The following is a 25,967-nucleotide window of genomic DNA, read 5'->3' on the forward strand; positions in this document are numbered from 1 at the left end:
CTTCGCGTTTGGCCGTAGTGTTATTGGTCCGAGGGACTCCATGCCCCGAATGACGGAGTTGCCAGTTCGGCCGAGCGGGCGCGCTCGTAGGCGGCGCCCAGCTTGAGTATTTCGTGGTCGGACCATTTGGCGCCCATGAAGCTCAGACCAATCGGCAGACGCTCCACCGCGCCCATGGGTACGGTCAGGTGAGGGTATCCCGCGACAGCCGCGAGCGAGCCTGCACCGATCCCGCCGGGATAATGATCGCCCAGGACAAGATCGGTGGTCCAGCTCGGGCCTGCTGTCGGAGCCACCAACACATCGACGCGATAATCGCGCAGCAGCCTGTCGATGCCATCCTCCCCCGCCAGCCGAAGCGAGGTTGCCCGCGCCTCGCGATAGGCAGCCTCGTCGGTCGTCTGAAGAGCCATTTCGAACAGTGACTGGCCGAACCAGCGCATTTCCTCGTCCGCATGCGCCTTGTTGAACTCAACCAATTCCGCCAGCGTCCTTGGCAGGCCCTCGTCTGGGAGCGACGCAAGGTAGGCGTCCATCGTCACTCGCAATTCGTAGAGCAGGACGGTGAATTCGGCCGCCCCCAGTTCGCCCGGTTCATCGGCTTCGATCTCGACGATTTCCGCACCGGCCCTGCGCATGTCATCGATGGCCTTGTCGAACAGGACGCGGATATCGTCGCGCGAACCGACCTGCTTTCGCAGCACCCCTATCCGCTTGCCCGCGAGTGACGCCCCGGCCAGCCCCTGCGTGAAGTCGGTCTTGCGAGCATCCGCTTCCGCGGTGGCCGCGTCCAGTGGATCGCTGCCTGCAATGGCTCCCAGCAGGAGCGCGGCGTCAAAGACGGTAGAAGCCATGGGCCCCGCAGTGTCCTGCGAACTGCTGATCGGAACGACGTGGGTCCGGCTGACCATTCCGACGGTAGGCTTGAAGCCGACGATGCCGTTGATGCTTGCCGGGCAGGTGATCGAGCCATCCGTTTCGGTGCCAATCGCAGCCCAGGCAAAGCCCGCAGCGACGGCAGCGCCGCTGCCGGAGGATGAGCCGCACGCATTGCGGTCAATCGCGTGCGGATTGCGGGTCAGTCCGCCCACCGCGCTCCACCCGCTGGTCGAATTGTTGTCGCGAATATTGGCCCACTCGCTGAGGTTGGTCTTGCCCAGGACGACCCCGCCCGCAGCCCGGAGGCGAGCGATCAGCGGTGCATCGCGCCCGGTGAGGTTGTCCTTCAGAGCAAGTGAACCGGCAGTCGTCGGCCATTCCATCGTCTCGATGTTGTCCTTCACGAGAACAGTCCGCCCGTCGAGCGGCATCCCCGCCTCGCTTGCCTCATTGGCATAATTCGCGGCCTCGGGTTCATAAACGATAACCGCGTTGAGCATCGGCCCGGCATCGTCGAGCGCCTTAATCCGGGCGATCTGTAGTTCTGCTTCGGCAGGAGCGTCATAGGTTTCGGTCGCGATTGCGGGCGAAGCCAGGAGGGCAAGGGCGAGGGCGAAAGTGGTGGGTGGAAGCCTTCTCATGCCCATCACCCTGCCACGGGTACGATGCAATGCAAGCGTACTAGAAATTCCCACTGAGCGTGAAGCGGAAGATCGGGCCTATGCGACGGTCGACAACCTCGTTGAAAAGCACCGCGCCATCGGGCCGTTCGGCATCGTAGACCGTGCGCCAGCCCTTGTTGCGGGCACCGAGCACATTGCTGATCTGGACCTTGGCGGTCATCCCCAGGACGTCCTTGTTCTCGAGGAAGACCGACGCAAAGCTCGGCCCTTCCCAGTAACGTCCGATCTCATATCGGCGCGAGTATCCGGCGGGGTTGAAGGTGAACAGGCCTGCACCCCAGGCCCAGTCGCTGTCAGGAATGTCGTGACGGAAATCGAGCTCCAGCTGCGAATTGAGATCGTAGGAGAATTCGCGCTGCCCGCCCACGAATGGGTCGGTCACGTCCATCCAGCGCTTGGTCGCATCGAAGCTGAGCTGTGCGCCCTTGAAGCCGATCGGATCGAACTTGATCGTGCCGGAGAACTGGATGTGAAGGCGCTTGGCGTCGCCGATATTGCCGCGCGCCTCGCCGCCGTTCTCGAGCGGGAAGAAATCGACGAAATCCTCGAACCAGGCCTGGCGGACCTGCAGCTTGGCCGAACCCCAAGGACCGAACTTCTTGTTTGCCTCGAGTTCGACATTCCAGCTCTGGTCGGGCTGCAACTCGTTGTTCCCGCCGCTGCCATTGTCGTCGTTGAGGTTTACGCTGGCGAGGAAGTCGCCGAAGCCGAGCTGGCCGACCTTGCGGCGCACTTCCACCGACACGTCGAAGTCGTCGCTCGGCTTCCAGGCAAGCGACACCGAACCCTTCGGGCGGGTGAACTGGCGCGAGTTGGGCAGTGAACCAGTCTGTTCGATCTTTGAATATTCTGCTCCGCCTGTCGCCTGGAGAGTCAGCTTCGGACTCAGCTGCTTGGTCACGCTGAGCAGTGCTTCGTATCGATCCTCGGTCACTCCGCCGGTGCCCGCGGGGAAAGGCAGGGCCACGAATGTGCCCGTGTCATCAAGTTCGTACAGCGCGGATGCCCGGTCCAGCCGGTTGAATGCGGCTTCGCCCGACAGCTGGAAATCCGCTTTGAGCATGTTCCAGTCGTATTCGAAGCGCCCGATGCGCTCGCCGTAGCCATTTCTCTGGGCGAAACGGAACCCGGTGTCGGGTGAGCCATCGTCGAACCTGTCGACGAGTGTGCTGGTGAAATTGTCGCGCTTGAAACGTTCGAGGCCGATCAGCTTCAACTTTCCCGGCCCCAGCGGGAACTGGAAATCGCCGCCGATCTCGTATGCCGGGCCGTCTTCATCGGACAGGACGAGGCGATCTCGCACCGGTCCGCTGGCGGGCACTGCGAGTTCGGTTTCGCGGCGCCAGAAGAAGTCCTCGCCATATTTCAGGTTGAGGTGCGCCAGAGTGTCCGGGGCAAAGGTGTAGGTGAAGTTCGTGGACAGCCGAGGGTTGTCGAACTTGCCGGAGAAGGTGGTGTCCTGGCGCTCGATGAGGTCACCGGCGCCATTGGTTATCAGGATCGGGCCGTCGGCGCCGAAGCGGTCGTTGTCGTTGTTGAGCGACACCGTGTAGTCGAGCTTGCCGGACTTGCCCGAAAGCGAGATCTCGCCACCGTAGAGCTGCGCTTCGGTATTGTGGGGCCGGAAACCCGTATTCCAGCGGAACTGTCCGGATGTCGCTGTCGTGTTGACGATGACATTTGCGACCTGTCCGTTGAGGCCCGGGATGTCGAGCGTGGCACCATCGGCAATCTCGATGCGCACCACGTCCTTCGCGGAAATGCGCCGCAACTGATCGCGCACGCTGTCCGACTTGCTCGAGAACCTCTCGCCATTGACGAGGACATTGGCTGTTGCCTGGCCCAGGCCGCGCGCCCCGTTGTTGCCGTCGTCGATGACGAATCCGGGCACCTGGCTCAGCATATCGAGTGCGCTGCGAGGCGCGTAACGATTGAAATAGTCGGGCTGGAAGACCTGTGCGCCGACAGTCGGTGAGTCCTTCTCGCCGGCGACCGGGACATCGTCCTTGTCGCGTGCATTCACGGCAGTCGGAATAAGCATGAGCGTTGCAATGATTCCAGCAACGGACACGGCGCGGATATTCGGCATGAATGATTGGCTCCCCATCGAAACTGCTTCGATCTCGGGAGTTCTGATTACACATGTAGGCAATCGGCTGAATCGGTGCTCGACCGACGCGCTATCGATGCCGATGAAACTGGGTTTGGGGCCGCTGAACTGCAATCGGCGACCGACCGGCGTCGCACAAAGACGCCGGTCGGGAATGCCGGATCAGAACTTCACTTCGCTGGCGTGCGAAATGACGTTGCCGAGAATGCCATAGGCTTTCGCCTCATCGGTGCTCATCCAGAAGTCGCGGTCGATGTCCTTGATCACCTTGTCGTAATCCTGACCGGTCGCCTCGGCGATCTTGCGGGCAATGCGCTCGCGCATCTTGACGATTTCCTGCGCCTGGATGGCGATATCGGACGCCTTGCCGCCTGCGCCGCCCGACGGCTGATGGATAAGGAAGCGAGTGTTGGGGAGGCAGAAGCGGCGTTCGTGCGGGACCGAGAGGAAGATGTGCGTGGCGATACTGGCGACCCAGCCGGTGCCGATGATGGCGACCGGCGAATTGATATAGCCGATGAGGTCGTGGATCGTGTCCCCCGACTCGACATGCCCACCAGGAGAGTTGACGATCAGCTTGATCGGCTCGTTCGAGAGGTGGTCGAGATAGAGGAGCTGCATCGACACGCGCTCCGCGAGTTTCTGGTCGACGCCGCCGAACAGCATCACCGTGCGCGCTTCGAGGAACTTGGCGGTCATCGCGGCACGGATGCCGGTGCCTTCCGTTTCTTCGTCCTCTTCGTCGGCGCGGATGGGGAAATTGGCGGAGAACTGAGTTGGCGACATGTGTGGGACCTCGTGTTGATCTGGCGCGGGGGTTATCGCTACGTGAACCACATCGCAACGATATCGCGCAAAACAAGCCTTGAACCGCGCCGCGGCAGCACAGATATAGCCGCAAACACAAAGGACCCTTCATGATCGACCTGTTCGGCACCGACGCTTACTCCACCCAAGGCCAGTTCACCCGTGACCCCGTAACCGGGGCGCTCGTGCCTGTGGTCGTGGAACAGACGAGCCGGGGCGAACGCAGCTTCGACATCTTCAGCCGCTTGCTGCGCGAACGCATCGTCTTCGTGACCGGTCCCGTCGAGGACAACATGGCTTCGCTCATCACGGCGCAGCTGCTGTTTCTCGAGAGCGAGAACCCATCGAAGCCGATCAGCATGTACATCAACTCGCCCGGTGGCGTGGTGACTGCAGGCATGGCGATCCATGACACGATGCAATACATCAAGCCGCGCGTTTCGACCGTCTGCATCGGTCAGGCCGCCTCGATGGGCAGCTTCCTTCTTGCAGCGGGTGAACCGGGCATGCGGATCGCGCTTCCCAACGCCAGGATCATGGTCCACCAGCCTTCGGGCGGTGCCCGCGGCATGGCATCCGACATCGAGATCCAGGCGCGCGAGATCCTGCGCATTCGCGAGCGGATGAACAATCTCTACGTGAAGTATACCGGCCAGAGCCTGACCGAGATCGAGAAGGCGATGGACCGCGACACTTTCCTCGAAGCCGAAGAGGCGATGAAGTTCGGAATCGTGGACAAAGTCTTCGAGTCCCGTCCCGAGAACGAGGAAAGCGATGCGGATGGCTCGGGCGGCGCGCCCGAGTGATTCCGGCGGCGGGAAGCCTTCCTGCCGGGCATCATTGCCACATCATCGTAGGATTTCGGCAACCCTGCCGCTTCAGCTTGTGGCAAGGGGCTTGAAGTACCTATGATATTGACCCTTACCCTGTGCACCTTAAAGTCGGCGAATCCGGCTGGCGGGGAAGCGGGGCAGACGATTAGGAAATGACCAAGTTGAGCGGAACCGATAGCAAGAGCACGCTGTACTGCAGCTTCTGCGGCAAGTCGCAGCACGAGGTGAGGAAACTCATCGCGGGTCCGACCGTGTTCATCTGCGACGAATGCGTCGAGCTTTGCAACGACATCATTCGCGAAGAAACCAAGGCCGGGATCGCGGGCAAGAAGGAAGGCGATGTTCCCACGCCTTCGGAAATCTTCGAAACGCTCAACGATTACGTCATCGGCCAGGACCGCGCCAAGCGCGTGCTGTCGGTCGCCGTTCACAACCACTACAAGCGCCTGAAGCACAGCGGCAAGGCCGGCGACGTCGAACTGGCGAAGTCGAACATCCTGCTGGTCGGTCCGACCGGTTCGGGCAAGACCCTGCTCGCCCAGACGCTGGCGCGCACCTTCGATGTGCCTTTCACCATGGCCGATGCGACGACGCTGACCGAAGCCGGTTATGTCGGCGAAGACGTCGAGAACATCATCCTCAAGCTGCTCCAGGCGTCCGACTACAATGTCGAGAAGGCGCAGCACGGCATCGTCTATATCGACGAGATCGACAAGATCACGCGCAAGGCGGAAAACCCCTCAATCACCCGCGACGTGTCGGGCGAGGGCGTTCAGCAGGCGCTGCTCAAGCTGATGGAAGGTACCACTGCCTCGGTTCCGCCGCAGGGTGGCCGCAAGCATCCGCAGCAGGAATTCCTGCAGGTCGATACGACGAATATCCTGTTCATCTGCGGCGGTGCGTTTGCAGGTCTCGAAAAGATCATTGCCGATCGCCTGCAGAAGCGTTCGATCGGTTTCGGTGCGCATGTAGCCGACCCGGACAAGCGCCGTGTCGGCGAACTGCTGGAGAAGGGGGAGCCGGAGGATCTCCTCAAGTTCGGCCTCATTCCCGAGTTCGTCGGCCGACTGCCGGTCATCGCGACGCTGCGCGACCTCGATGTCGAAGCGCTCATGACGATCCTCACTCAGCCGAAGAATGCGCTGGTCAAGCAGTACCAGAAGCTGTTCGAGCTCGAGGACGTGGAACTGACCTTCACCGACGACGCGCTCAACGAGATCGCCGAAAAGGCGATCAAGCGCAAAACCGGTGCGCGCGGCCTGCGTTCGATTGTCGAGGGCATCCTGCTCGACACGATGTTCGACCTGCCCGACATGGACGGCGTGACGGAGATCGTGATCGACAAGGATGTGGTGGACGGCAAGAAAGAGCCGATCCAGGTCCACGGCGGCAAGAAGGGTGAAAAGGAAGAGGCGGCCTAAGCACCTCTTCAGGCCTGGCTCTTCTGGAGCAAGGCGTTCATCCGCTCGACGCGTTCGCGCTGCAGCACCTCGCGATAATCGTAGGTTTTCTCGAAGTTCGGGATGTCCGGTGGCAAAGCGACCCAAGGCATCTTTTCCGAAACGAAGATAACGGCATCGGGCGTCAGGGATGAGGGGTCATCCAACGTGCCGACGCGTACACCTGCGCCCAGTCGGCCAAGCCTGGGGTAATAGCTCCAAACGGCAACGCCGCATTCGCTACAGCGGCAGATAATGTGCGGACCGCCGCTTCCGGACTTCACCACGTCTTCGGTAAGCTGGCCTTGTAGCAGTTCAACGCGGTCGCTTTCGATGAAGGCATTGACCACGCTGGTCGATCCGGTCTGGTGCTGGCACTGGGTGCAATGGCAATTGTTGACGAAGATCGGTGACCCACTGATGCAATAACGGACTGCGCCGCACCCGCATCCGCCTTCGCGCACCACTTCGCCCATTTCCGCCTCCCTAGCAGCCGAGCGCGCAATCCCTCGTCGTTTCGACCTGGACCGTGGCATGCCCGATGCGGTGATGATGCTCTAACTCGTCCTGGATGTCGCGAAGGAATTTGTCGCCCGGATGACCATCGGGCATCACCAGATGCGCGGTCAGAGCGGTCTCCGTGGTGCTCATTGGCCAGATATGCAGATCATGCACCGCGTCTACTCCCGGTAGACCGGCAAGATAGGCGCGAACCTGCTTTTCCGAAATTCCCTTCGGGACAGCGAGCAGGCTCATCGCTACGCTGTCCTTCAGCAGTCCCCATGTGCCCCATGCGATCACGGCCACGATCAAGAGGCTGACAAGTGGGTCGATCCAGTGCGCGCCGGTGATGATGATTGCTATGCCCGCGATGACCACGCCAAGGCTCACCAGTGCATCGGCAGCCATGTGGAGGAATGCGCCGCGGATATTGAGGTCGTCGTGCCGCCCCTTGAGGAAGAGCAGGGCCGTGCCGGTATTGATCAGGATACCAATCCCGGCGACGATTGCCATGGTCTTGCCCTGCACGACGGCAGGCTCGGCAATTCGGTGCAAGGTTTCGAACAGGATGGCGCCGATGGCGACCAGCAGCAGTCCGGCATTGGCGAGCGCCGCCAGTATCGTCGAGCTCTTGAAGCCGTAGGTAAACCGCTCCGAGGGAGGGCGCTTTGCAGCTACGCTGGCCCCCCACGCGAGCAGGAGGCTAAGTACGTCGGAGAGATTGTGCCCGGCATCCGCGATCAGGGCCATCGACCCCGCGATCCAGCCGTATCCGGCCTCGATCACGACAAAGGCGGTATTGAGTATGATCCCGATCAGGAATGCGCGACCGAAGTCAGCCGGTGCATGTGCATGGCCATGACCATGTTGGTGGTCGTGGTCGTGTGAATGCCCCTGTCCCATCCGGTTCGACTTTTCCCCTTTGGCGCGACCCGCAGTCGGACCTAGCGCTAAACGATGATGACCGACAAGAAAAACATGCAAAAACAATTAGATATAGAATATCATCATTTGGCATGTTATAACATTATGCGAATTGGTCCAGAGGTATTTGGTGGCTGGCAAGAAACGGAACTCGGACGAAAAACGGACTGCGGGGTGGAAGCCTGCATGGGATCGACCGGGGCTCAGAATTTGGTGCCGAGAACCTCGTCCACGACAACTTGGGGTTCGCGATAGCCGGGGGGCAGTACCGAATGCCCGGACATGACCAGGACCGCCTTCCACAAAGCCCAAGCGGCTGCTCGCATCGCCAATGAGGGATCTCCGAAGGGCATGCCCTTGAGAAATGTCTCACGCAGCTCTTTGTCGAAGCCTAGCCAGGCAATGGCCCAGTCGCAGGCTGGATCGCCTATCGCTGCAAGCCCGAAGTCGATGACCCCGACGATCTCGCTGGCGGTAACGATAAGGTTTGCCGGCGCGATATCGCCATGCACAAATGCCCCTCGCGGCGGTCCGCCTGCGCTGTTTGCCCGGCTCCAGAACTCACGGACAGCATTGCACAAAGCCGGCTGCAGCCGTCCCGATGCACTTTGAAAGCTGCGGTCGAGCGATGCCAGACCGGCACCGCGCCAGAAATTCCCGGCAGACGGGTAGTCGAACCCATCGGTGGAGACTGTCGAGAGTGCTGCCAAGAGAACAGCCAGTTGCACTACATGGATCTCGGTAAGTCGCGAAAGATTCGCCATAGTCTCGCCATCGAGCCATTCGACGATGAGGAAGGGATAGGGAAATACTTCGCAGGCTGTTCCCACGGTGTGAACGCAAGGAACTGGAATTGGCAATTGGGACCTCACAGTCCGTAGAGCCTTCGCTTCGCGCAGTGGCTGGGAAGCGTAACGTGCATCTCGGGGAAATTTGGCGACCAAGTGTTCGCCGACACGAAAGACCGCGTGATCCCAACCTCCGGGAACCATTGGGGAGACGGGTAAGGCCGAAAGCTCGGGAAACTGGTCCGAAATTACCTGCGCAGCCTCGCGGTACACGATCGGGCCGCGCGAGGAATCAGTCATAGATGCAGTTGTCCAGACCGTCGCGCCGGACGACGCCCACCCGCGCAGCTATGGTATTGCCATGGCGGCGGAGCCAGCCTCCCGGGTTCTTGACCGAGCGTTCCTTGGGAAGGGGGAGGGCAACTGCCATGCGCGCGGCCTCGGTCGGGCTCAGGCTGGCAGCGGACTTGCCGAAATAGCGCTGCGCACCGGCCTCCACCCCATAGGTGGCGAGTCCCGTTTCGGCGACGTTGAGATAGACCTCCATGATCCGCCGCTTGCCCCAGATCTGCTCGATCAGCACGGTGAACCACGCTTCCAGCCCTTTGCGGAAGTAGCCGCCACCCTGCCACAGGAAGACGTTCTTGGCGGTCTGCTGGCTGATCGTAGAGCCCCCGCGGATCCTCCCGCCCTGGGCATTCATTGCCGCCGCCTTGGCAATCGCTTCGGTGTCGAACCCGTCATGGCTGCAGAACTTGCCGTCTTCGGCCGCAATCACTGCGCGGACCATGTTGCGGTCGACGTTGCTGAGCGATTCCCAGTCCTTGGTGACACCGCCGCGATCCCATACTTCGCCATCCAGTATCATGGTGGCGGTAATCGGGACGGGAACGAACTTGAACAGCAGGACGAGGGCGAGGCTTATGGCGACGAAACCCACCATGGCCTTGAACAGGAAACGGACCAGCCAGCGCATCGCGTGCATCTAGCCACCGGCGACTATCGACGCAATCTGGACGGCGACGATCTCCGATGGCTGTCGTTGTTCTATCGACCGGCGTATTGGGCGCGGATTGGACTGCCCTCGTGCCACTTCGGGGCATCGGGCGCGTTTGCCACATTCTCCGCCAGCTCGAGCCAGAACTCGTTGAAGGTCTGTGCCGCCTTCCAGTCCATCACCTGGGCGGGATCATCCTGCGGCTTGTGATAGCCGGTGCGATACCAATTGCGGTAGATGCGCTCGCTCTCGCTTCCCGGTTCAAAGCCGAAGGTGAAATTGAGGAAGGGGATGCCGGCCTCCATGAACGGACGGTGGTCGGTCCGCAGGACAAGGCGCCTTTCCGGCTCGGGATCGTCCTGCAACACGAAGCCATGCATGGCTGCAAGCAGCGCCGCCTGATCGCCCAGTGTGCTGTCGGTCCGGCCATGCGTGGTCAGCCGTTCGAGCGGGAATATCGGCCGTAGCTGGTCGAGGTTGAGCACACCTGCGATCCTGTCCATCGGCCATGTCGGATGGGCGGCAAACCAGCGCGAACCGTGAAGACCGAGCTCTTCGCCGGTCCACACACCAATGATGACCGGTCGCCGCATGGGCTTGCCACGATGCGCCTCGGCAAACTCGATCAGCAGCGCCACATAGGCCGCATCGTCGAGAGTGCCGTTGTAGAGCGGATCGCCATCTACCGCATGACCGAAGCCATAGCCGTCGAGGTGTGCGCCCAGCAGGATTGCCTGGTCCGCGAGCGCAGGATCGGATCCCGGCAGGTAACCAATGACGTTGGGCGAGCTGTACTGGCTGCTGCGCAACACGGTGGTCAAGCGCGCCATGCCGCCATCGAAGGACGGGAGCGGCTGACCTGTCGACCCCTTGGTGATTAGGCCCGCGGCATCATGTCCGGGAACAAGTTTGTCCAGCGCGTCCGCATTGAGAAGAATGGAAACGAAATCGTCGGCGACCGGGAGTTCGCCGGGCTGCGCGACGACCTTGTTGTAGGCATAGGGCCAGCGGGGCGGCTCGATCACGAAGCCCGGGTCGGCGATCTGGATGATGCCTTGCGCGCCGGCGGCACGCACAGCCTGTTCGCGCTCCGCATCGCCCGGCAGGCCGGTGCGGTTGGCATTGTGGCAGATGACCATCTTGCCAGCGACATCGCCAAGGTCCCGCGCCGCGCAGTAGCCGCGGTAGACGAGCGAATATGCCTTGTCAGACGGCACACCGGGTTGGGGGCGGACGACGAAATCGTCGAGATGAGACAATGTGCCACCATCTGCTCTCAGCGTCGCGAACGATACAGCGAGTTCTTCGAGGGGCACCCGTTGATACCAGCTGCCATCGGTCCCGAGCGGCTTGAAGCCAGCCTCGGCCAGCTTGTGGGCCACGAGTACCGCGGCTCTCTCGTGCCCGGGCGTGCCCGATGCGCGCCCTTCATAGGCGTCGCCTGAAATTTCGCTGGCCAGGTCCCACCAGGCCCGCGTGGCCGGATCGCCTGCCTCACCATGATGGTTGGCTGTGAGGGCGACCAGGGCCGCCGATGCGAGCAGCAGTTTTGCCTTGTTCAAACGAAATCTCCCCCGATCATGCCTGACCGGGGGAGACTGAAGTGTTTGCGGACTATGTCAATCGCAGCGACTTGGCAGGCGCCTCACGCCATGCCGGGCAGGAGCCTCTCGCCAGCGATGCGCTGCATTGCCTTCTGGAGCTTCTCGAAGGCACGAACTTCGATCTGGCGGATGCGTTCGCGGCTGACGTCATAGACCTGCGAGAGTTCCTCGAGCGTCTGCGGATTGTCCGTCAGGCGACGCTCGGTGAGAATGTGTTTTTCACGATCGTTGAGGCTTTCCATCGCCTCGACGAGCATTTCGTGGCGCACTTCTGCTTCCTCGGCATCGGCGACGGTCTCGTCCTGCAGCGGACGATCGTCGGTCAGCCAGTCCTGCCACTCGCCCGAGCCTTCCTCACCGTTGCGCATGGAAACGTTGAGCGAACCGTCACCGCCCATCATCATGCGACGGTTCATGTTCACGACTTCCTGCTCGGGCACGCCGAGGTCGGTCGCGATCTTGGTCACGTCGTCCGGATGGAGGTCCGTATCCTCGTAGGCATCGAGGTTCTTCTTCATCCGGCGAAGGTTGAAGAAGAGCTTCTTCTGAGCCGCGGTGGTGCCCATCTTCACAAGGCTCCATGACCGCAGGATGTATTCCTGGATCGAGGCCTTGATCCACCACATGGCATAGGTGGCGAGACGGAAGCCGCGGTCGGCTTCGAACTTCTTGACGCCCTGCATAAGGCCGACGTTGCCTTCGGAAATGAGATCCGAGACGGGCAGGCCGTAGCCGCGATAGCCCATGGCGATCTTGGCCACGAGTCGCAGGTGCGACGTGACAAGCTGCGCCGCAGCTTCGGGGTCGTCATGTTCCTCGTAGCGCTTCGCGAGCATGTACTCCTGCTCAGCGGTCAGCACCGGAAACTTCTTGATTTCTGAGAGATAGCGGTTGAGGCTTTGCTCACCGCCGAGCGCCGGAACGCTCATTGATCGTGCGTTGCTCACTAATACCCTGACCTTTCTTTCGTCGACCACATTTGCCGGACCCCAGATGGGCATCCGGTCTTTCGGGCCACTCGGTTACTTATAGCTGGACGCGGCCGAAAATGCACCTGCGTTTCGTCGATTTCAACGAGCGGTTTCGTCGATAAGTTCCCGCATATCCGGGGGCAATTCGGCCCAGAAATCCAAGCTTTCACCGCTGATAGGATGTATGAATCCCAGTCTCGCCGCGTGAAGGGCCTGGCGCTTGAAATCGAGGCTTTCGAGAAGCGCCCGAAGGGGCTTGGGAGTGCGTCCATAGACAGGGTCTCCCAATAGCGGATGACCGATTGACGCACAGTGAACGCGCACCTGGTGCGTGCGCCCGGTTTCGATGCGACATTCGATCAACGCGGCATTGTCTAGGCGTTTCAGGGTCTCGTAGTGGGTGACGGCACGCTTCCCGCGGCTGGAATCATCCGGGAGGACCGCCATCTTCTTGCGATCCTTGTCGGAGCGGCCGATCCGGCCCGAGATGGTGCCCGAGGGCGGATTGGGGTGACCCGCGCAAACGGCGAGGTACCGGCGGGTGATCGAATGGTCGGCGAACTGCTTTGCCAGCCCCTCGTGTGCCGCGTCCGACTTTGCCACCACCAACAGACCCGATGTATCCTTGTCGATCCTGTGCACTATCCCGGGGCGCGCGACACCGTTGATGCCGGACAGCCTGCCAGCGCAATGGTGGAGCAAGGCGTTGACGAGCGTACCGTCGGGATTTCCGGCAGCGGGGTGCACGACCATCCCGGCTGGCTTGTTGACGACGACGAGGTGGTCGTCCTCGAACACTATATCGAGCGGAATGTCCTGCGGTTCGGCGGCAAGCGGCTCGGGTGGGGGGAGAGCGATCGAAAAGCGAGTGCCCTCGGCGACCTTGGCCGACGCGCTCGTTGCAACGTGCTTGCCGACGGTGACCGCTCCATCGGCGATCAGCGCCTTCACCCGTTCACGCGACAGGCCGGTGGCCTCCGCCAGCGCCTTGTCCAGCCTGCCCGCCGTTCCCAGAGTTCCGGTGATGATTTCCGCCTCGGCCATGCTAGGGCCATGCGCGATGGCACTCGAAGTCTCAAGCGCGGTGATCCATGTCCTGCTGGAACAGGCGCGATCTGCCCATCCGCAAGAGTGTTGCGGAATCCTCTTCGGGGCGGCTGGGCGAATCCTTCAAACCGCACCGGCGCGAAACGTGCACTTGCTTCCCGACAGCCATTTCGAGATCGATCCGCAGGCATTGGTCGACGCGCATCGCGCTGCGCGCGCCGGAGGGCCACAGGTCGCCGGCTTCTATCATTCCCATCCCAACGGATTGGCAGAGCCGTCACGAACCGATCGGGAGATGGCGGCACGCGACGGGATGATCTGGGCCATCGTCGCGGCGGGACGAGTCTGCTTCTGGCGTTCGGGGGATGCGGGTTTCGAACCGCTTCCCTATGTGGCGACGCACCGCTAAGACACCCCACGCAATCTTCAGTACCCAGGAACACGATGGACGACCGCCAATCGATCGACCTTGCCGCGATGCTCTGTTCGCGCCTTTGCCATGACATGCTGAGCCCCGTCGGGGCGCTATCCAATGGACTTGAACTGCTGGCGGTCGAAACCGACCCTGACATGCGTGCCAATGTGATGCAGCTGCTCGAACAGAGCGCGCAGATCAGCACCAACAAGCTGAAGTTCTTCCGCCTGGCCTTCGGGGCCGCTGGCGGCTTCGGCGAGCGCGTCGACATCGAAGAGCCCAAGTCACTGATCGAGGCGCTGGCCGCCGACAAGAACGGCATCACGATCCACTGGGCCCTCGCCCAACCCAACCTCGCCAAGCCGGCGGTCAAGGTGCTGCTGAACTTTGCCCAGATCGCAATCGATGCACTCGTTCGTGGCGGTACGCTCGATATCGGGGCGGAAGTGCGTAATGGTGCGTGCGAGATCGTGGTTCGCGCCTCGGGTCCCAAGATCGCCTTCGACGAGACCATCGGTAAGGCACTCGACGGGTCGCTCGATCGATCGGAACTTTCCAGCCGGACAGCTGCTGCTCACATGATTTCTCTCCTCGCCGAGGGTGCGGGTGGCGGACTGCAGTATGCGAAGACCGACGATGCGCTGGTGCTAGGTGCGGTCCTGCCCGAAAGCGGAGACCTGATCGGGTGAGTACCGACGAGCTGGTCCACCAGGAGCGGCTGTCGCCAAATTTCGACGAGCGCGCGCTGCCCGTCGATATGGTCATTCTTCATTACACCGAGATGCTCGGCCCCGAGGCCGCGCTCGAACGCATGTGCGACCCCGACGCCAAGGTCTCCGCGCATTACCTGATAGCCGAAGACGGCACGGTCACGCGGATCGTGCCCGAGGACAAACGCGCTTGGCATGCCGGCGTCTCCTACTGGCGCGGGAAGAGGGACATCAACTCGGCCAGCATCGGGATCGAACTCGATCATCCAGGCCATCTTCACGGCTATCGCGATTTCAGCGAGGCCCAGTTCGAGTCTCTGGTACCTCTGCTGGCGCGGATCATGAAGACGCACGACATCCCGCGTGCCAACGTCATCGGACACTCCGACATAGCGCCGCAGCGCAAGATCGATCCGGGCGAACTTTTCCCGTGGGAGCGACTGGCGGAATACGGCCTTTGCCTTCCGCGACCGAAGATCGAACTGGGCGATCCCTTCGACAACGATGGCGCCTTCTACCTCGCTTTGGAACGGTTCGGGTACGACATAACCGACGGGCACAAGGCCGTCGAAGCGTTCCAGCGTCGCTGGCGGCCACACAAGATCGACGGTGAAATCGACGGCGAGGTGCGCGCGATCCTGTTCCAGTTACTCGTCGATCGCGATCGCGGAGCGCACCGCTAGGCGCGATTCGAGCCCGGGTGATATCGCGCCTTTGGGCGCAAGTTGACCGTCGGCCACGCACACAGACATCAACGGTTCGCCGCAGGACTCACTCTTGCCATCCCGAGCCATGTGGCGATTCGGAACTGTTCATTTATGAGACAGGTTCAGATTAACACGCGGCCAGCCGAGCCGAGAAAACGGCAATCCGCCACTTGCCTCGCGCAGGTTAGTTTGGGGGTTTTTACACCGGGTCTACCTCGCTGGGGGAGGTGGCCCGCCAGTCCGGTCCGGGCGCAGCGCGCCGGCTGGCGACGATTGAAGGAGTAGAAGTATGAGTTTCGTTTCCAAGAGCCACAAGGCTCTTCTCGTAATCGCCGCCATGGCGCTTCCGATGACCGGTAGCCTTTCGGCACAGGACATGGACACCTCTGCCGACGGCGAAGTCCTGACCACCGTTTACGGCGCCACGCCGACCGACCTCAAGGAAATGCCTGCCGGTCCCGAGATCGAAGGCATCATCACCGCCCGCAAGGGTGAGAAGATGCAGGTCACCTCGACCGACGGCACCAACACCGTGCTGACGATCAGCGACGCGACCGAAATTCGCGGCCAGGGTGGCTTCCTTGGCATGAACAAGAACAAGCTGGGCAAGGATGCCCTGCTCAACGGTCTCCCGGTCACTGTCGACACCGTCCAGTGGGGCGGTCGCGGCCTGATCGCCAGCAAGGTCGCGCTCAAGAGCAAGGACCTCAAGACCGCGCAGATGATCAAGCAGGGCACCGCCCAGGGCTTCGCCGAGCAGACCGCTGCCACCGAAGCGCTGCGCAGCCGCGTTGCCGACATCGACCAATACAACGTCAAGGGCGTGACCAACGTCTATTTCGACACCGCGAAGTACAACCTGTCCGACCAGGCCCGTAACGACCTGTGTGCCGCCGCCAGCCAGGCGAACGGCATGGACAATGCCCTGCTGCTGGTGGTCGGATACACCGACTCGACCGGCGACTACGAGTTCAACCAGGAACTCAGCGAGAAGCGCGCCAGCCGCGTCGTGAACTACCTCCAGCAGGCCTGTGGCTGGAAGCCGTACCGCATGCTGACCCCGACCGGCATGGCCGAAGCCGACCCGGCTGCTGACAACAGCACCGAAGAAGGCAAGGCGCAGAACCGCCGTGTCGCGGTGAACATCCTCGTCAGCAAGGGCCTCGACGGCCTCTAAGACAGGACTGACCGGTTGAAGCGGGGCGGGCGGCACAAGTCGTCCGCCCCGTTTTCGTTGGCATCTTGCGAACAGATGACAGGGCACGGACTTATCCCCAGCCCTACTGGCCAATCAATCGGGCTAGGGAATATAACTCGTGGCGGGTCGCTGCTTCCTGAAGGGAGGGAGTTGCCATGACACGCAAGTTGTTTGCAGAGTTCTTCGGTACGTTCTGGCTTGTCTTCGGTGGTTGTGGATCGGCGGTATTGGCCGCAGGTTTTCCCGAATTGGGTATCGGCTTCGTCGGAGTTTCGATGGCCTTTGGCCTGACGGTCCTGACAATGGCCTATGCCGTCGGAGGGATCTCCGGCGGGCACTTCAACCCCGCGGTTTCACTGGGTCTTGCAGTGGGCGGACGGTTCTCCTGGAATGAGTTGATCCCGTACTGGGCTGCCCAGGTCATCGGGGCGTTCTGCGCCGCCGGGACTCTTTTCGTGATCGCCTCAGGTGTGGCCGACTGGACACCGGGCGCCTTCGCATCGAATGGCTATGCAGAGCTGTCGCCCGGAGGCTTCTCGATGCAATCGGCCTTCCTGATCGAGTTGGTCCTGACGGGCATGTTCCTGATCATCATCCTGGGCTCGACATCGGCAAAGGTACCGGGTGGCTTTGCGCCGATATCTATCGGCCTCGCGCTGACCCTGATCCACCTGATCTCGATTCCCGTGACCAATACCTCGGTCAACCCGGCGCGATCGACGAGTGTCGCGTTCTATGCAGAGACGGGTGCGGTGCCACAACTGTGGCTGTTCTGGGTGGCGCCCCTGCTTGGTGCGGCGATCGGAGCCGCAATCTGGCGTTACGTGATCGCTCCCGAGGAATCGCTGCAAGGCATCGGCGGCGAGGGAGAATAGGTCGCATTCGCGGGGCGGCTAGGCAGTCGTCCCGCGAATGACTATATGCCGCTACGCCAGGGGGCCGGGCAGCCGCGCGTTTTCGGACGCGAGGAAAGTCCGGGCTCCACGAAACGAGGGTGGCGGGTAACGCCCGCCGGATGCAAGTCCAGGGAAAGTGCCACAGAGAGCATACCGCCGATGGCCTCTTCGGAGGATCAGGCAAGGGTGAAAGGGTGCGGTAAGAGCGCACCGGGGTTCTGGTAACAGCGCCCGCATGGCAAACCCCACCCGGAGCAAGGCCGAATAGGGGCGGCGCGCGAAAGCAGGGGTGTTTCACCCCAGTCGCCCGGGTTGGCTGCTCGAGCCATGGAGCAATCCATGGCCAAGACGAATGGCTGCCGCCGCGCGGCTGATGCCTTGAGCAGATCGCGTGCGGAACAGAACCCGGCTTACAGGCCCCCTGGCACTACTATTCCGCGAGAAATCGTCAGCCGAGTGCGGCTGCAGACGTCGTTATCGTTCCGTCCGTTTCGACAGCTTGCAGCGCCCGACGCGATTCCCCTTCGAGAACAAGGGCCGTCAGCCGGCCGGTGCGAAATGCGCCGGTATCGATGCCGATGCGGTGGTCGGTACGTTCGATTTCCTCGAAGATCGTGTGACCGTGCACGACTACGTGGCTGAAGGGTTCGGTGTGCTTGAGGAAGCGTTCGCGGATCCAGCGCAAGTCTCCCTTCTTCTGGTCCTCGAGCGAACGCTTGGGATTCAGGCCGGCATGGACGAACACATAATCGCCCGCGATGATCATGTCCTCGAATCCCGCCAGGAACTCGCGGTGATGGTCGGGAACGAGATCAGGAAGCTGGCCCTGCAATTCCCTGATCGTAAGCTCGTTGTAGTGCTTGCGCTTGATGCCGTAGCTGAGGATCGTTTCGCGCCCACCATGCTTCACGAAATGGCGGAGCATTTCGCGATCCTCGAAGCTTTCGAGGAACATCTCCTCGTGATTGCCGGCAATGCAGCGCAATTTGCGGGTCAGTCCCCAGTCGCGTGCACGCTCGATAACCCCGGCACTTTCGGGACCGCGGTCGATCAGGTCGCCCAGCAGGACCACCGTGGTCTGCGCGACCGGTTGCGCTGCATCGTCCGCCTCGATCGCCTCGATGAGCGCATCGAACAGGTCGAGGCGCCCATGGATGTCGCCGATCACATAGTACCGCTCGCCCTCCGGAACGCGCGATATGCGGCGTTCGGGGGTGCGTTCCTTGAAGAGTTGGCGAAGTGATCGAAGCATCGGGTTTGGATTGGGCGTACTCGGGGGAGACGGGAGATAGGCGCTATCGTTCCAAGCCACAACTTGCGCTGAACGCCCCTGTGGAAGGCGTTGCGGAAAAATCACAGCTTTTGTGCAACTGCGAAAAGATTTCGCTCCATATCTTGCGCAGCGCACGCGTGCCGTGCACAAAAACACTCGTATCTGCACGAGGAACCGAAACAAACCGGTCCCGGCGGATTCGCAGGTGGGACGAAGCGACACTCGTACAGGAGTTTAATATGCTGACGTCCTTTCGCGGCCTTTTTGCCGTATCGCTCGCCTCGGCGGGCCTGTTCCTCGCATCGCCGGCTCTGGCGCAGGACGAAGAGGCTGCGGACAGCGGCCCCGTCACGCTTTCGGCCAATGCGGCGCTGACCACCGACTATCGTTTCCGCGGCGTTTCGCTGTCAGGCGGAGATCCGGCCATCCAGGGCGGTTTCGACGTCGCCCACGAAAGCGGCTTCTATGTCGGGACCTGGGCTTCGTCGATCGACGGCGGCGATGCTTATGGCCAGATGGAACTCGACATCTATGGCGGCTGGAGTGGGCAGCTTACCGATGCGGTAAGCGTGGATGTCGGGGCGGTCTATTACATCTACCCGACCGAGGACATCGGCGCAGATGTCGACTATTACGAACTCCTCGGCTCGCTGGGCTTCACGCTCGGACCGGCAGAGGCGACCGTCGGGGTCGGCTATTCGCCCAAGCAGGATTCGCTCGGTGGCGACGATAACCTCTATCTCTACACCGACCTCGGTGTCGGCATTCCGAGCACTCCGCTGACCCTGACCGGCCACATTGGCTACACCGATGGTGCGCTTGCTCCGCCGTTGCTGGCCGGTGACGCCGACGATACCGGGATCGACTGGTCCCTCGGTGTCTCGGCGTCGTCAGGTAATTTCGAACTCGGCGTCAGCTACATGGGCGTCGACGGCACCTCGATCGACGGCTTTACCGACGACACCGTGGTCGCAACTCTCACCGCAAGCTTCTGATTTAACCCGTGGGGGGACGGGGGCGGGCTTCGACCCGCCCCCTTTTTCATGTCGGATGCGGAACGCCCTGGTCAAATCCCTGCCGCCGAGCGCCAGATCTTTTGCCAATTGCTGGTGCGCAGGCACTGTCGCGTCGACCGTGCATTGATGTATCGAAGATCTCGCAACCGGCGACGCCGGGCGGTTGATGCACGAATATGGAGAAGCGACGCGTGACGAAATACCTCCACACGATGATCCGGGTGGCAGATCCCGATGCCACGGTGGATTTCTTCAAGCTTATCGGTCTGGAGGAGGTCCGCCGGTTCGATAGCGAGCAAGGGCGGTTCACGCTGATTTTCCTGGCACCGCCCGGTCAGGAAGGGATCGCCGAGGTCGAGCTGACCTACAACTGGCCGCCCGAGGATGGTGGCGAGGCGGAGCAGTATTCGGGCGGACGCAATTTCGGCCATCTCGCCTATCGGGTCGATAATATCTACGAGACCTGTCAGCGCCTGATGGATGCCGGTGTGACCATCAACCGCCCGCCGCGCGACGGGCACATGGCCTTCGTAAGGACCCCAGATGGCATTTCCATCGAACTGCTGCAGGAAGGCTATCTCGAACCGCAGGAGCCCTGGGCGAGCATGGAGAACACCGGCAGCTGGTAGGGATCAGTCGACGTAAGGGTTCTTCGGATCGTCGGGATGCGTCGTCGTCATGCGGAGGATGGCGTATCCTACCAGTGCCGAGACCAACGAACCCAGCAGAGTGCCGATCTTCGCTTCATCGATCAGCTCACGCGAACCGGGGAATGCAAGTTCGCCGATGAAGAGCGACATGGTGAAGCCGATCCCGCACAGGATCGAGACACCCCAGACTTCGGGCCAGGTGGACTGGTCCGGGCGAAGCGCGAAGCGGGTTTTTTCCGCAGCATAGATTGCGGCGAAGATGCCCACCTGCTTGCCCAGGAACAGGCCGGCGGCGATCGCTATAGGTAGCGGAGCCAGGACGCCTTCGAGCCCCATGCCGCCCAAATCCACGCCCGCATTGGCGAAACCGAACACGGGAACGATCAGATATGCGCTCCATGGTGCAAGTGCGTGCTCCATCCGCTCGACCATGGTGTCGTCGTCCTTGCCGACCATCGGGATGGTGAGCGCTGCCAAGACACCGGCAATTGTCGCGTGGACGCCGGAATTGAGGACGAAATACCAAAGGACGACAGCCATCGCGATGAAAGGCCAGAAGCGCGCTACCTTCATCCGGTTCATCACGAACATCAGGGCGACGACTGCGGCGGCAGCTGCGAGGTAGCCGAGCTTGAGATTGGCGGTGTAGAAAACCGCGATCACCAAGACTGCGCCGATGTCGTCGACAATGGCGACGGTCAGGAGGAAGAGCCGCAGCGATGCGGGGACCCGATTGCCGAGCAGGCCAAGCACGCCCATCGCAAAGGCAATATCGGTCGCAGCCGGGATCGCCCATCCGCGCATGAGCTCGGCATCACCCGCGCCGCTGACGAAGAAGACGTAGATCGCTGCGGGAACGGCCATTCCGGCGATCGCGGCCAGAACCGGCAGCTTGCGCTGCGCATTGGTCGACAATTGGCCTTCGATCCATTCGCGCTTCACCTCGAGCCCGACGACGAAGAAGAAAACCGCCATGAGCGCGTCGTTAATCCACAGGTGCAGCGTGTTGAGCTTGAACAGTTCAGGCGCGAACAGGGCCCCATGGAATAGCGAGTGGTATGCTTCGCGCAGAGGCGAGTTCGCGGCCAGCATAGCCGCCATCGCAACGAGAATGAGGAGTATCCCGGCCGAGGCATCGCTCACGAAAAGAGCGCGGACGGGAGCAAAGACGATGCGGAGTGCTGAAGGTCGTTCGGTCATCGCGGCCCGCTTTTGAGGAAAGAGCCTCGACTTGCAAGTCCAACACAGGGCGTTGCCACTCAACTGTCGCATCGCTACAAGTCCGGGACAGGGGGATCAGGGTCGTGGATTTCTACCAAATATCTGGAGAGCAATGGTATTTGCTCTTCCACAGAGAGCTTCTGCTGTTCACGGCGGCTTTCTTCGCCGTGGGCGTAGTCGACGAGTTTGCGCTCGATCTCAGCTATCTCTGGATGCGCATCACGGGGCGGATTTCGACGCCGCACATCAGAACCGAAAGCCTGCCGCAAAGGCTGCTGGCTGGCGACGCGGCAATCTTCATCCCTGCCTGGCAGGAATCGTCTGTCATCGGCCCGACGATTGCTCACCTGCTGGCGAGCTGGGGGCACGACAATCTCCGGCTCTACGTCGGTTGCTATCGCAATGATCCGCTGACCATCGCTTCGGTCGTCGCATCGGCTCGAGGCGATAATCGCGTCAGGCTGGTAATCCACGGCGAAGACGGCCCGACCAGCAAGGCCGACTGCCTCAACCGCCTCTACCGTGCCTTGTGCGATGACGAGGCGCGGTATGGACGCGAGGCGCGCATGGTGGTCCTGCACGACGCCGAGGACATGGTAGACCCGGCGGCACTCGCCTTGCTCGATCTCTCGCTGTGGCGTGCGGATTTCGTACAATTACCGGTTTTGGCCCTGCCGCAGAGCAATTCGCGCTTCATCGGCAGCCACTATTCCGACGAATTTGCCGAAGCACATGGCAAGTCGCTGGTCATGCGCGATGCATTGGGAGCCGCAATCCCCGGAGCAGGGGTCGGGTGTGCCGTCGCGAGGAAGATTCTGGCGCGCATGGGACCAGAGCCCTTTGCACGACAGTCGCTGACGGAGGACTACGAGCTTGGCCTCAAGATCGCCGCGCTGGGCGGCAAGGGCCGTTTCCTGAGGGCGCGGGCTTCGGATGGTCGCCTCATCGCGACGAGGGCCTTCTTTCCCTCGCGCCTCGATGTCGCGGTGCGGCAGAAAACCCGGTGGATGCACGGTATCGCGCTGCAAGGGTGGGATCGCCTCGGGTGGCGCGGCACCTGGATAGATCTGTGGATGCAGATGCGTGACAGGCGCGGACCTTTGGCGGCGATACTCCTTGCGTCTGCTTATGTGCTGATTGCAATCACCGCTGCGGGTTGGCTTGCGTCGGGTCTTGGGCTTGTTGCCCCCTCCGAATATTCGCCGCTCCTAGGATTTCTCCTCCTCGTCAACGTGCTGGGGCTTGCCGCCCGTTCTCTGTCTCGCGCCGTTTTCACCGCCCGCGAATTTGGGTGGCGACAAGGCTTGCTGGCAATCCCCCGCGTCGTGGTATCCAATATTATTTCGATCATGGCCGGGCGCCGCGCGCTCGGCGCATATATCAAGACACTTCGCGGTGGCCCGGTAACCTGGGACAAGACGGATCACAGCGATCATCCGGCTATGGTGCCCTGGCCCGAACTGGTCCGGGTCGCATGATGGACGTGAAAGAAAGCGGGAGGGGGCAACCTATCCTCTTCCTCGGCCTTCTGCTCGCCAGCTGGGTGCTGCTGCGGATCGTTACCTGGCAAACACCCTGGATCCCCTTGAATGAGGCGAGAGAGGCGGTTCGCATGATCGCCACGGTATCCACCAGCCTGCCGGAAGGGGCGAGTGGTCGATTGGCCGATCCGGTCGATAGCTCACAACGGCTGCCGTCGATTGAGCGGGCTCCAATCACTTCCCCAGAATGGTCCGCGATGCTGCGGGACGGGTCCGACGATGATGCCTCGGAATACGAGAAACATTTCGTGCCGGGTGCTTATGCGTCCGGCCACAACCTGCTCTGGTTGTCGGCCATGGCCGGATTGCCCATGCCCCGTGAGGTGAGTGCACTGCTCCAACGCGAGCGCTCCGACAGAGCAACGAACAATTCGCAACCGATGTTACCGGGCCAGCAACGATCCGAGCGCCGCTGGCACGCCGATGCGTGGCTATTGCTGAGACAAGGCGCAACGCCCGACGTGGCCCTAGTCGACAGGCCTTCAAGCTATGGGGGAAGCCAGGCCGGGGCGGTTTTTTCATTCCGGCTTGATCCGGGAAGTCACCGCGAACCGCAAGTCTACGCCCGTGTCACCAAGGCTTTGGTACGCGACGGCGAAAGCGAATTGGCCTCGGGTCTCGGGTTCCGTCCGCTCCGTTCCCTGCCGATCAAGGCGCACGCAGAGCTTCGCGCGACCCGTCGCGGAGATGACACCGAAATCAGACCGGCGGCTTTCGTCGCCGGTGGTGTCGATGACGCCCCCCTGCCGCTGGGTCTCGCTGCCAGCGGTTATGCCCAGGCTGGTGTCGTCGGTGGGCGGTTCGGCACTGCATTCGCCGACGGCGCCTTGCAGGTCACCCGCTCGGGCGAGCGTCAGGTAGATGTGGCTCTTGGGGCGTGGGGCGGCGCGCAGCGTGGTTCCGCGAGGCTGGATATCGGTCCGTCATTGCAGCTCAATCTCAAGCTTGGTGGTGCGCCCACCACCTTGTCCGCCGACTACAGGATGCGGGTTGCGGGGGATGCCCAGCCCGGTTCAGGCGCTGCCCTGACGATTATTAGCGGATTCTAATAAACGCGGCTCTTCCAACCGGCACGCTGGTGACGTAGAGGCCGCTCATGGACGTCTACCTCCCCATCGCGAACATGTCCGTAAATGGACTGTGGATTGTCGCGCTGGGTGGCCTGACCGGTATTCTCTCGGGACTGTTCGGGGTTGGCGGCGGCTTCCTGACCACACCGCTGCTGATTTTCGTTGGTGTTCCGCCGACGGTCGCAGCCGCATCCGCTTCGACCCAGGTCACAGGCGCAAGCGTAACCGGGGTTATTGCCCATAATGCCCGCGGCGGGGTCGACTACCGCATGGGTGCGGTGATGATTGCAGGGGGCGTCATCGGATCCGGCATAGGCTCCTTGCTGTTCCGCTTCTTCCGGTCGATCGGCCAGATCGACGTGGTTATCAGCATGCTCTACGTCGTGCTTCTCGGTTCCATCGGAATGCTCATGGCCAAGGAATCGATCGAGCTGCTGCGCGGCGGCGGCTCCAAGCAGGTCGCCCGGCGGCGGCATCATCCTTTGGTCGCCAGCCTCCCCATGCGCTGGCGGTTCTACAAGTCGGGCCTTTACATATCGCCTCTGGCCCCGCTGCTTGTCGGTGTGGTGGTGGGCATCCTCACCATGCTCATGGGTGTCGGCGGCGGGTTCATCTTGGTGCCCGCCATGCTCTACATCCTGGGCATGAGCGCCAATGTCGTCGTGGGAACCAGCCTGTTCAACATTCTGTTTGTGACCATGGCGACCACGATGATGCACTCGCTGACGACCAAGGCGGTCGACATCGTGCTGGTGTTCCTCCTGCTTGTCGGATCTGTCACGGGGGCCCAGATAGGCTCGCAGATCGCGGTCAAGGCCAAGCCGGAAATGCTGCGCCTGATCCTTGCTGCGATCGTTCTCGTGATTGCCTTCCGCATGTTCCTGGGCCTGTTCTACAGACCCGACGAAATCTATACGTTGTCACCGCTATGAGGGCGCTGCTTCTTTTCCTCTTCGCATTCGTCCTGATGGGCCAACGTGACCCGATCCTTGTGCCGGAAGTAAGCCAGCACGAAATCCAGGTGCGACAGGGCTTCACGGGAACGGAATTGCTCCTGTTTGGTGCGATCCTTGATCCGCGCGGCCTGCAGGCAGGTAACAAGTATGATATCGTGGTCGTGTTGAAGGGGCCCTCACAGCCCCTGCGCATCCGCGAAAAGGCGCGGTTTGCGGGCGTGTGGGTCAATGCCGACAGCAGCGATTTCCGCTCAGTCCCCTCGTTCTTCGCTGTATCCTCGTCTCGTCCCATCCAGGACATCGTCGACGAAAAGACGGCTGCCATCTACGAATTCGGCACCCAATACATCCAGCTGTCGCCCAATGGTGTCATCGACGTCGAACAGCAGTCGCGCTTTGCCTCGGGTCTTGTCGATCTCAAGACGCGCCAGGAACTCTACAAGGAAGATTTCCAGGGTGTGAAAATCAGTGAGCAGGTCCTTTACCAGGCCCGCATCTCTCTTCCTTCCAGCGTCATAACCGGGACCTATACGGCGGAAACCTTTGCCATAACCGGTGGGCGCGTAATCGCGTCGGCACAGGCCGACGTCGAAGTTGTGAAAGTCGGATTCGAAAAGCAGGTGACCTACTATTCGCAACAATGGTCACTGATTTACGGCCTGTTGGCAGTGGCCCTGTCGGTAACGATGGGCTGGGGAGCCGGCCGCCTCTTCGCGATGATCTGATACTCC

At 61.7% G+C, this 25,967-nt stretch carries 25 protein-coding genes and 1 other RNA gene; 14 read left to right on the forward strand and 12 right to left on the reverse strand.

Annotated features, from left to right (window positions below; all coding sequences use genetic code 11):
* Positions 1-20 precede the first annotated feature (20 nt).
* The 3 genes from IRL76_RS01465 to IRL76_RS01475 all read right to left on the reverse strand — a co-directional run bounded on the left by IRL76_RS01465 (position 21) and on the right by IRL76_RS01475 (position 4,458).
* Complete coding sequence (locus tag IRL76_RS01465; RefSeq protein ID WP_200982496.1) at positions 21-1,520, reverse strand: amidase; 1,500 nt, start codon at positions 1,518-1,520, stop codon at positions 21-23.
* Positions 1,521-1,560: 40 nt separating this feature from the next.
* Entirely contained in the window at positions 1,561-3,651 is a 2,091-nt protein-coding gene (locus IRL76_RS01470; protein ID WP_246449909.1) for a TonB-dependent receptor plug domain-containing protein, read from the reverse strand.
* A 183-nt stretch (positions 3,652-3,834) separates the two neighbouring features.
* Positions 3,835-4,458, reverse strand: coding sequence for an ATP-dependent Clp protease proteolytic subunit (locus IRL76_RS01475; RefSeq protein WP_200982499.1), 624 nt, complete (start codon positions 4,456-4,458; stop codon positions 3,835-3,837).
* 131 nt (positions 4,459-4,589) lie between these two features.
* Between IRL76_RS01475 and IRL76_RS01480 the strand changes: the two genes are divergently transcribed.
* Both IRL76_RS01480 and clpX read left to right on the forward strand, forming a co-directional pair.
* Entirely contained in the window at positions 4,590-5,285 is a 696-nt protein-coding gene (locus tag IRL76_RS01480; RefSeq protein WP_200982500.1) for an ATP-dependent Clp protease proteolytic subunit, read from the forward strand.
* Between the two features lie 179 nt (positions 5,286-5,464).
* Positions 5,465-6,733, forward strand: a complete 1,269-nt coding sequence (gene clpX, locus IRL76_RS01485) for an ATP-dependent Clp protease ATP-binding subunit ClpX (protein ID WP_200982502.1) — start codon at positions 5,465-5,467, stop codon at positions 6,731-6,733.
* Positions 6,734-6,741: 8 nt separating this feature from the next.
* Here clpX and IRL76_RS01490 read toward each other — a convergent pair whose 3' ends face one another.
* The 7 genes from IRL76_RS01490 to IRL76_RS01520 all read right to left on the reverse strand — a co-directional run bounded on the left by IRL76_RS01490 (position 6,742) and on the right by IRL76_RS01520 (position 13,580).
* Entirely contained in the window at positions 6,742-7,227 is a 486-nt protein-coding gene (locus IRL76_RS01490) for a GFA family protein (protein WP_246449911.1), read from the reverse strand.
* 10 nt (positions 7,228-7,237) lie between these two features.
* Positions 7,238-8,155 (reverse strand): cation diffusion facilitator family transporter, encoded by a 918-nt coding sequence (locus IRL76_RS01495; RefSeq protein WP_200982504.1) that lies wholly within the window; start codon positions 8,153-8,155, stop codon positions 7,238-7,240.
* A gap of 224 nt (positions 8,156-8,379) precedes the next feature.
* Complete coding sequence (locus IRL76_RS01500) at positions 8,380-9,264, reverse strand: phosphotransferase (protein WP_200982506.1); 885 nt, start codon at positions 9,262-9,264, stop codon at positions 8,380-8,382.
* Complete coding sequence (gene mtgA, locus IRL76_RS01505) at positions 9,257-9,940, reverse strand: monofunctional biosynthetic peptidoglycan transglycosylase (RefSeq protein ID WP_200982508.1); 684 nt, start codon at positions 9,938-9,940, stop codon at positions 9,257-9,259. The genes IRL76_RS01500 and mtgA overlap by 8 nt, the downstream gene beginning before the upstream one ends.
* 71 nt (positions 9,941-10,011) lie before the next feature.
* Complete coding sequence (locus IRL76_RS01510) at positions 10,012-11,523, reverse strand: M28 family peptidase (RefSeq protein WP_200982510.1); 1,512 nt, start codon at positions 11,521-11,523, stop codon at positions 10,012-10,014.
* Between the two features lie 83 nt (positions 11,524-11,606).
* Positions 11,607-12,494: an RNA polymerase sigma factor RpoH gene (rpoH, locus tag IRL76_RS01515; RefSeq protein WP_200982512.1), complete on the reverse strand. Its 888-nt coding sequence runs from the start codon at positions 12,492-12,494 to the stop codon at positions 11,607-11,609.
* 141 nt (positions 12,495-12,635) lie between these two features.
* Positions 12,636-13,580 carry an RluA family pseudouridine synthase gene (locus IRL76_RS01520; protein ID WP_200982514.1) on the reverse strand — a complete coding sequence of 315 codons (945 nt, stop codon included), beginning with the start codon at positions 13,578-13,580 and terminating at the stop codon, positions 12,636-12,638.
* Positions 13,581-13,596: 16 nt separating this feature from the next.
* On the opposite strand from IRL76_RS01520, the gene IRL76_RS01525 reads away from it, so the two are divergent.
* The 6 genes from IRL76_RS01525 (at position 13,597) to rnpB (ending at position 17,938) form a co-directional block, all read left to right on the forward strand.
* Positions 13,597-13,992 carry a M67 family metallopeptidase gene (locus tag IRL76_RS01525; RefSeq protein ID WP_200982516.1) on the forward strand — a complete coding sequence of 132 codons (396 nt, stop codon included), beginning with the start codon at positions 13,597-13,599 and terminating at the stop codon, positions 13,990-13,992.
* A gap of 35 nt (positions 13,993-14,027) precedes the next feature.
* On the forward strand, positions 14,028-14,687 hold the full coding sequence (locus IRL76_RS01530; RefSeq protein WP_200982518.1) for a histidine phosphotransferase family protein: 660 nt from the start codon (positions 14,028-14,030) through the stop codon (positions 14,685-14,687).
* A 68-nt stretch (positions 14,688-14,755) separates the two neighbouring features.
* Positions 14,756-15,391, forward strand: coding sequence for an N-acetylmuramoyl-L-alanine amidase (locus IRL76_RS01535; RefSeq protein ID WP_200984131.1), 636 nt, complete (start codon positions 14,756-14,758; stop codon positions 15,389-15,391).
* A gap of 313 nt (positions 15,392-15,704) precedes the next feature.
* On the forward strand, positions 15,705-16,592 hold the full coding sequence (locus tag IRL76_RS01540; protein WP_200982520.1) for an OmpA family protein: 888 nt from the start codon (positions 15,705-15,707) through the stop codon (positions 16,590-16,592).
* A 176-nt stretch (positions 16,593-16,768) separates the two neighbouring features.
* Positions 16,769-17,488 (forward strand): aquaporin Z, encoded by a 720-nt coding sequence (aqpZ, locus tag IRL76_RS01545; protein ID WP_200982522.1) that lies wholly within the window; start codon positions 16,769-16,771, stop codon positions 17,486-17,488.
* Between the two features lie 56 nt (positions 17,489-17,544).
* An RNA gene (gene rnpB / locus IRL76_RS01550) (RNase P RNA component class A) lies at positions 17,545-17,938 on the forward strand.
* Positions 17,939-17,957: 19 nt separating this feature from the next.
* Here the strand turns inward: rnpB and IRL76_RS01555 are convergent.
* On the reverse strand, positions 17,958-18,761 hold the full coding sequence (locus tag IRL76_RS01555; RefSeq protein WP_200982524.1) for a metallophosphoesterase family protein: 804 nt from the start codon (positions 18,759-18,761) through the stop codon (positions 17,958-17,960).
* A 260-nt stretch (positions 18,762-19,021) separates the two neighbouring features.
* Between IRL76_RS01555 and IRL76_RS01560 the strand changes: the two genes are divergently transcribed.
* Entirely contained in the window at positions 19,022-19,777 is a 756-nt protein-coding gene (locus tag IRL76_RS01560) for a TorF family putative porin (protein ID WP_200982526.1), read from the forward strand.
* A gap of 212 nt (positions 19,778-19,989) precedes the next feature.
* Positions 19,990-20,427, forward strand: coding sequence for a VOC family protein (locus IRL76_RS01565; RefSeq protein WP_200984132.1), 438 nt, complete (start codon positions 19,990-19,992; stop codon positions 20,425-20,427).
* Between the two features lie 3 nt (positions 20,428-20,430).
* Here the strand turns inward: IRL76_RS01565 and nhaA are convergent, their stop codons facing one another.
* On the reverse strand, positions 20,431-21,648 hold the full coding sequence (nhaA, locus tag IRL76_RS01570) for a Na+/H+ antiporter NhaA (RefSeq protein WP_200982528.1): 1,218 nt from the start codon (positions 21,646-21,648) through the stop codon (positions 20,431-20,433).
* Between the two features lie 104 nt (positions 21,649-21,752).
* Between nhaA and IRL76_RS01575 the strand changes: the two genes are divergently transcribed.
* From IRL76_RS01575 to IRL76_RS01590, 4 genes are read left to right on the forward strand one after another with little or no spacing between them, the layout of a single operon-like run.
* On the forward strand, positions 21,753-23,147 hold the full coding sequence (locus IRL76_RS01575; RefSeq protein WP_200982530.1) for a glycosyl transferase family protein: 1,395 nt from the start codon (positions 21,753-21,755) through the stop codon (positions 23,145-23,147).
* Positions 23,144-24,259 carry a hypothetical protein gene (locus tag IRL76_RS01580; protein ID WP_200982532.1) on the forward strand — a complete coding sequence of 372 codons (1,116 nt, stop codon included), beginning with the start codon at positions 23,144-23,146 and terminating at the stop codon, positions 24,257-24,259. Before IRL76_RS01575 ends, IRL76_RS01580 begins: the two co-directional genes overlap by 4 nt.
* Before the next feature lie 47 nt (positions 24,260-24,306).
* Positions 24,307-25,212, forward strand: coding sequence for a sulfite exporter TauE/SafE family protein (locus IRL76_RS01585; protein ID WP_200982534.1), 906 nt, complete (start codon positions 24,307-24,309; stop codon positions 25,210-25,212).
* Complete coding sequence (locus IRL76_RS01590; RefSeq protein WP_200982536.1) at positions 25,209-25,961, forward strand: TIGR02186 family protein; 753 nt, start codon at positions 25,209-25,211, stop codon at positions 25,959-25,961. The genes IRL76_RS01585 and IRL76_RS01590 overlap by 4 nt, the downstream gene beginning before the upstream one ends.
* The last annotated feature ends 6 nt before the right edge of the window (positions 25,962-25,967 follow it).

It is taken from the genome of Qipengyuania soli (assembly GCF_015529805.1).
GTDB lineage: Bacteria > Pseudomonadota > Alphaproteobacteria > Sphingomonadales > Sphingomonadaceae > Qipengyuania > Qipengyuania soli.

Excerpts from the sequence above, each read along its gene's own strand:
- IRL76_RS01465 (WP_200982496.1), bottom strand. The coding sequence starts at position 1,520 with ATGAGAAGGCTTCCACCCACCACTTTCGCCCTCGCCCTTGCCCTCCTG.
- IRL76_RS01470 (WP_246449909.1), bottom strand. The coding sequence starts at position 3,651 with ATGCCGAATATCCGCGCCGTGTCCGTTGCTGGAATCATTGCAACGCTC.
- IRL76_RS01475 (WP_200982499.1), bottom strand. The coding sequence starts at position 4,458 with ATGTCGCCAACTCAGTTCTCCGCCAATTTCCCCATCCGCGCCGACGAA.
- IRL76_RS01480 (WP_200982500.1), top strand. The coding sequence starts at position 4,590 with ATGATCGACCTGTTCGGCACCGACGCTTACTCCACCCAAGGCCAGTTC.
- clpX (WP_200982502.1), top strand. The coding sequence starts at position 5,465 with ATGACCAAGTTGAGCGGAACCGATAGCAAGAGCACGCTGTACTGCAGC.
- IRL76_RS01490 (WP_246449911.1), bottom strand. The coding sequence starts at position 7,227 with ATGGGCGAAGTGGTGCGCGAAGGCGGATGCGGGTGCGGCGCAGTCCGT.
- IRL76_RS01495 (WP_200982504.1), bottom strand. The coding sequence starts at position 8,155 with ATGGGACAGGGGCATTCACACGACCACGACCACCAACATGGTCATGGC.
- IRL76_RS01500 (WP_200982506.1), bottom strand. The coding sequence starts at position 9,264 with ATGACTGATTCCTCGCGCGGCCCGATCGTGTACCGCGAGGCTGCGCAG.
- mtgA (WP_200982508.1), bottom strand. The coding sequence starts at position 9,940 with ATGCGCTGGCTGGTCCGTTTCCTGTTCAAGGCCATGGTGGGTTTCGTC.
- rpoH (WP_200982512.1), bottom strand. The coding sequence starts at position 12,494 with ATGAGCGTTCCGGCGCTCGGCGGTGAGCAAAGCCTCAACCGCTATCTC.
- IRL76_RS01520 (WP_200982514.1), bottom strand. The coding sequence starts at position 13,580 with ATGGCCGAGGCGGAAATCATCACCGGAACTCTGGGAACGGCGGGCAGG.
- IRL76_RS01525 (WP_200982516.1), top strand. The coding sequence starts at position 13,597 with ATGGCACTCGAAGTCTCAAGCGCGGTGATCCATGTCCTGCTGGAACAG.
- IRL76_RS01530 (WP_200982518.1), top strand. The coding sequence starts at position 14,028 with ATGGACGACCGCCAATCGATCGACCTTGCCGCGATGCTCTGTTCGCGC.
- IRL76_RS01535 (WP_200984131.1), top strand. The coding sequence starts at position 14,756 with ATGGTCATTCTTCATTACACCGAGATGCTCGGCCCCGAGGCCGCGCTC.
- IRL76_RS01540 (WP_200982520.1), top strand. The coding sequence starts at position 15,705 with ATGAGTTTCGTTTCCAAGAGCCACAAGGCTCTTCTCGTAATCGCCGCC.
- aqpZ (WP_200982522.1), top strand. The coding sequence starts at position 16,769 with ATGACACGCAAGTTGTTTGCAGAGTTCTTCGGTACGTTCTGGCTTGTC.
- IRL76_RS01555 (WP_200982524.1), bottom strand. The coding sequence starts at position 18,761 with ATGCTTCGATCACTTCGCCAACTCTTCAAGGAACGCACCCCCGAACGC.
- IRL76_RS01560 (WP_200982526.1), top strand. The coding sequence starts at position 19,022 with ATGCTGACGTCCTTTCGCGGCCTTTTTGCCGTATCGCTCGCCTCGGCG.
- nhaA (WP_200982528.1), bottom strand. The coding sequence starts at position 21,648 with ATGACCGAACGACCTTCAGCACTCCGCATCGTCTTTGCTCCCGTCCGC.
- IRL76_RS01580 (WP_200982532.1), top strand. The coding sequence starts at position 23,144 with ATGATGGACGTGAAAGAAAGCGGGAGGGGGCAACCTATCCTCTTCCTC.
- IRL76_RS01585 (WP_200982534.1), top strand. The coding sequence starts at position 24,307 with ATGGACGTCTACCTCCCCATCGCGAACATGTCCGTAAATGGACTGTGG.
- IRL76_RS01590 (WP_200982536.1), top strand. The coding sequence starts at position 25,209 with ATGAGGGCGCTGCTTCTTTTCCTCTTCGCATTCGTCCTGATGGGCCAA.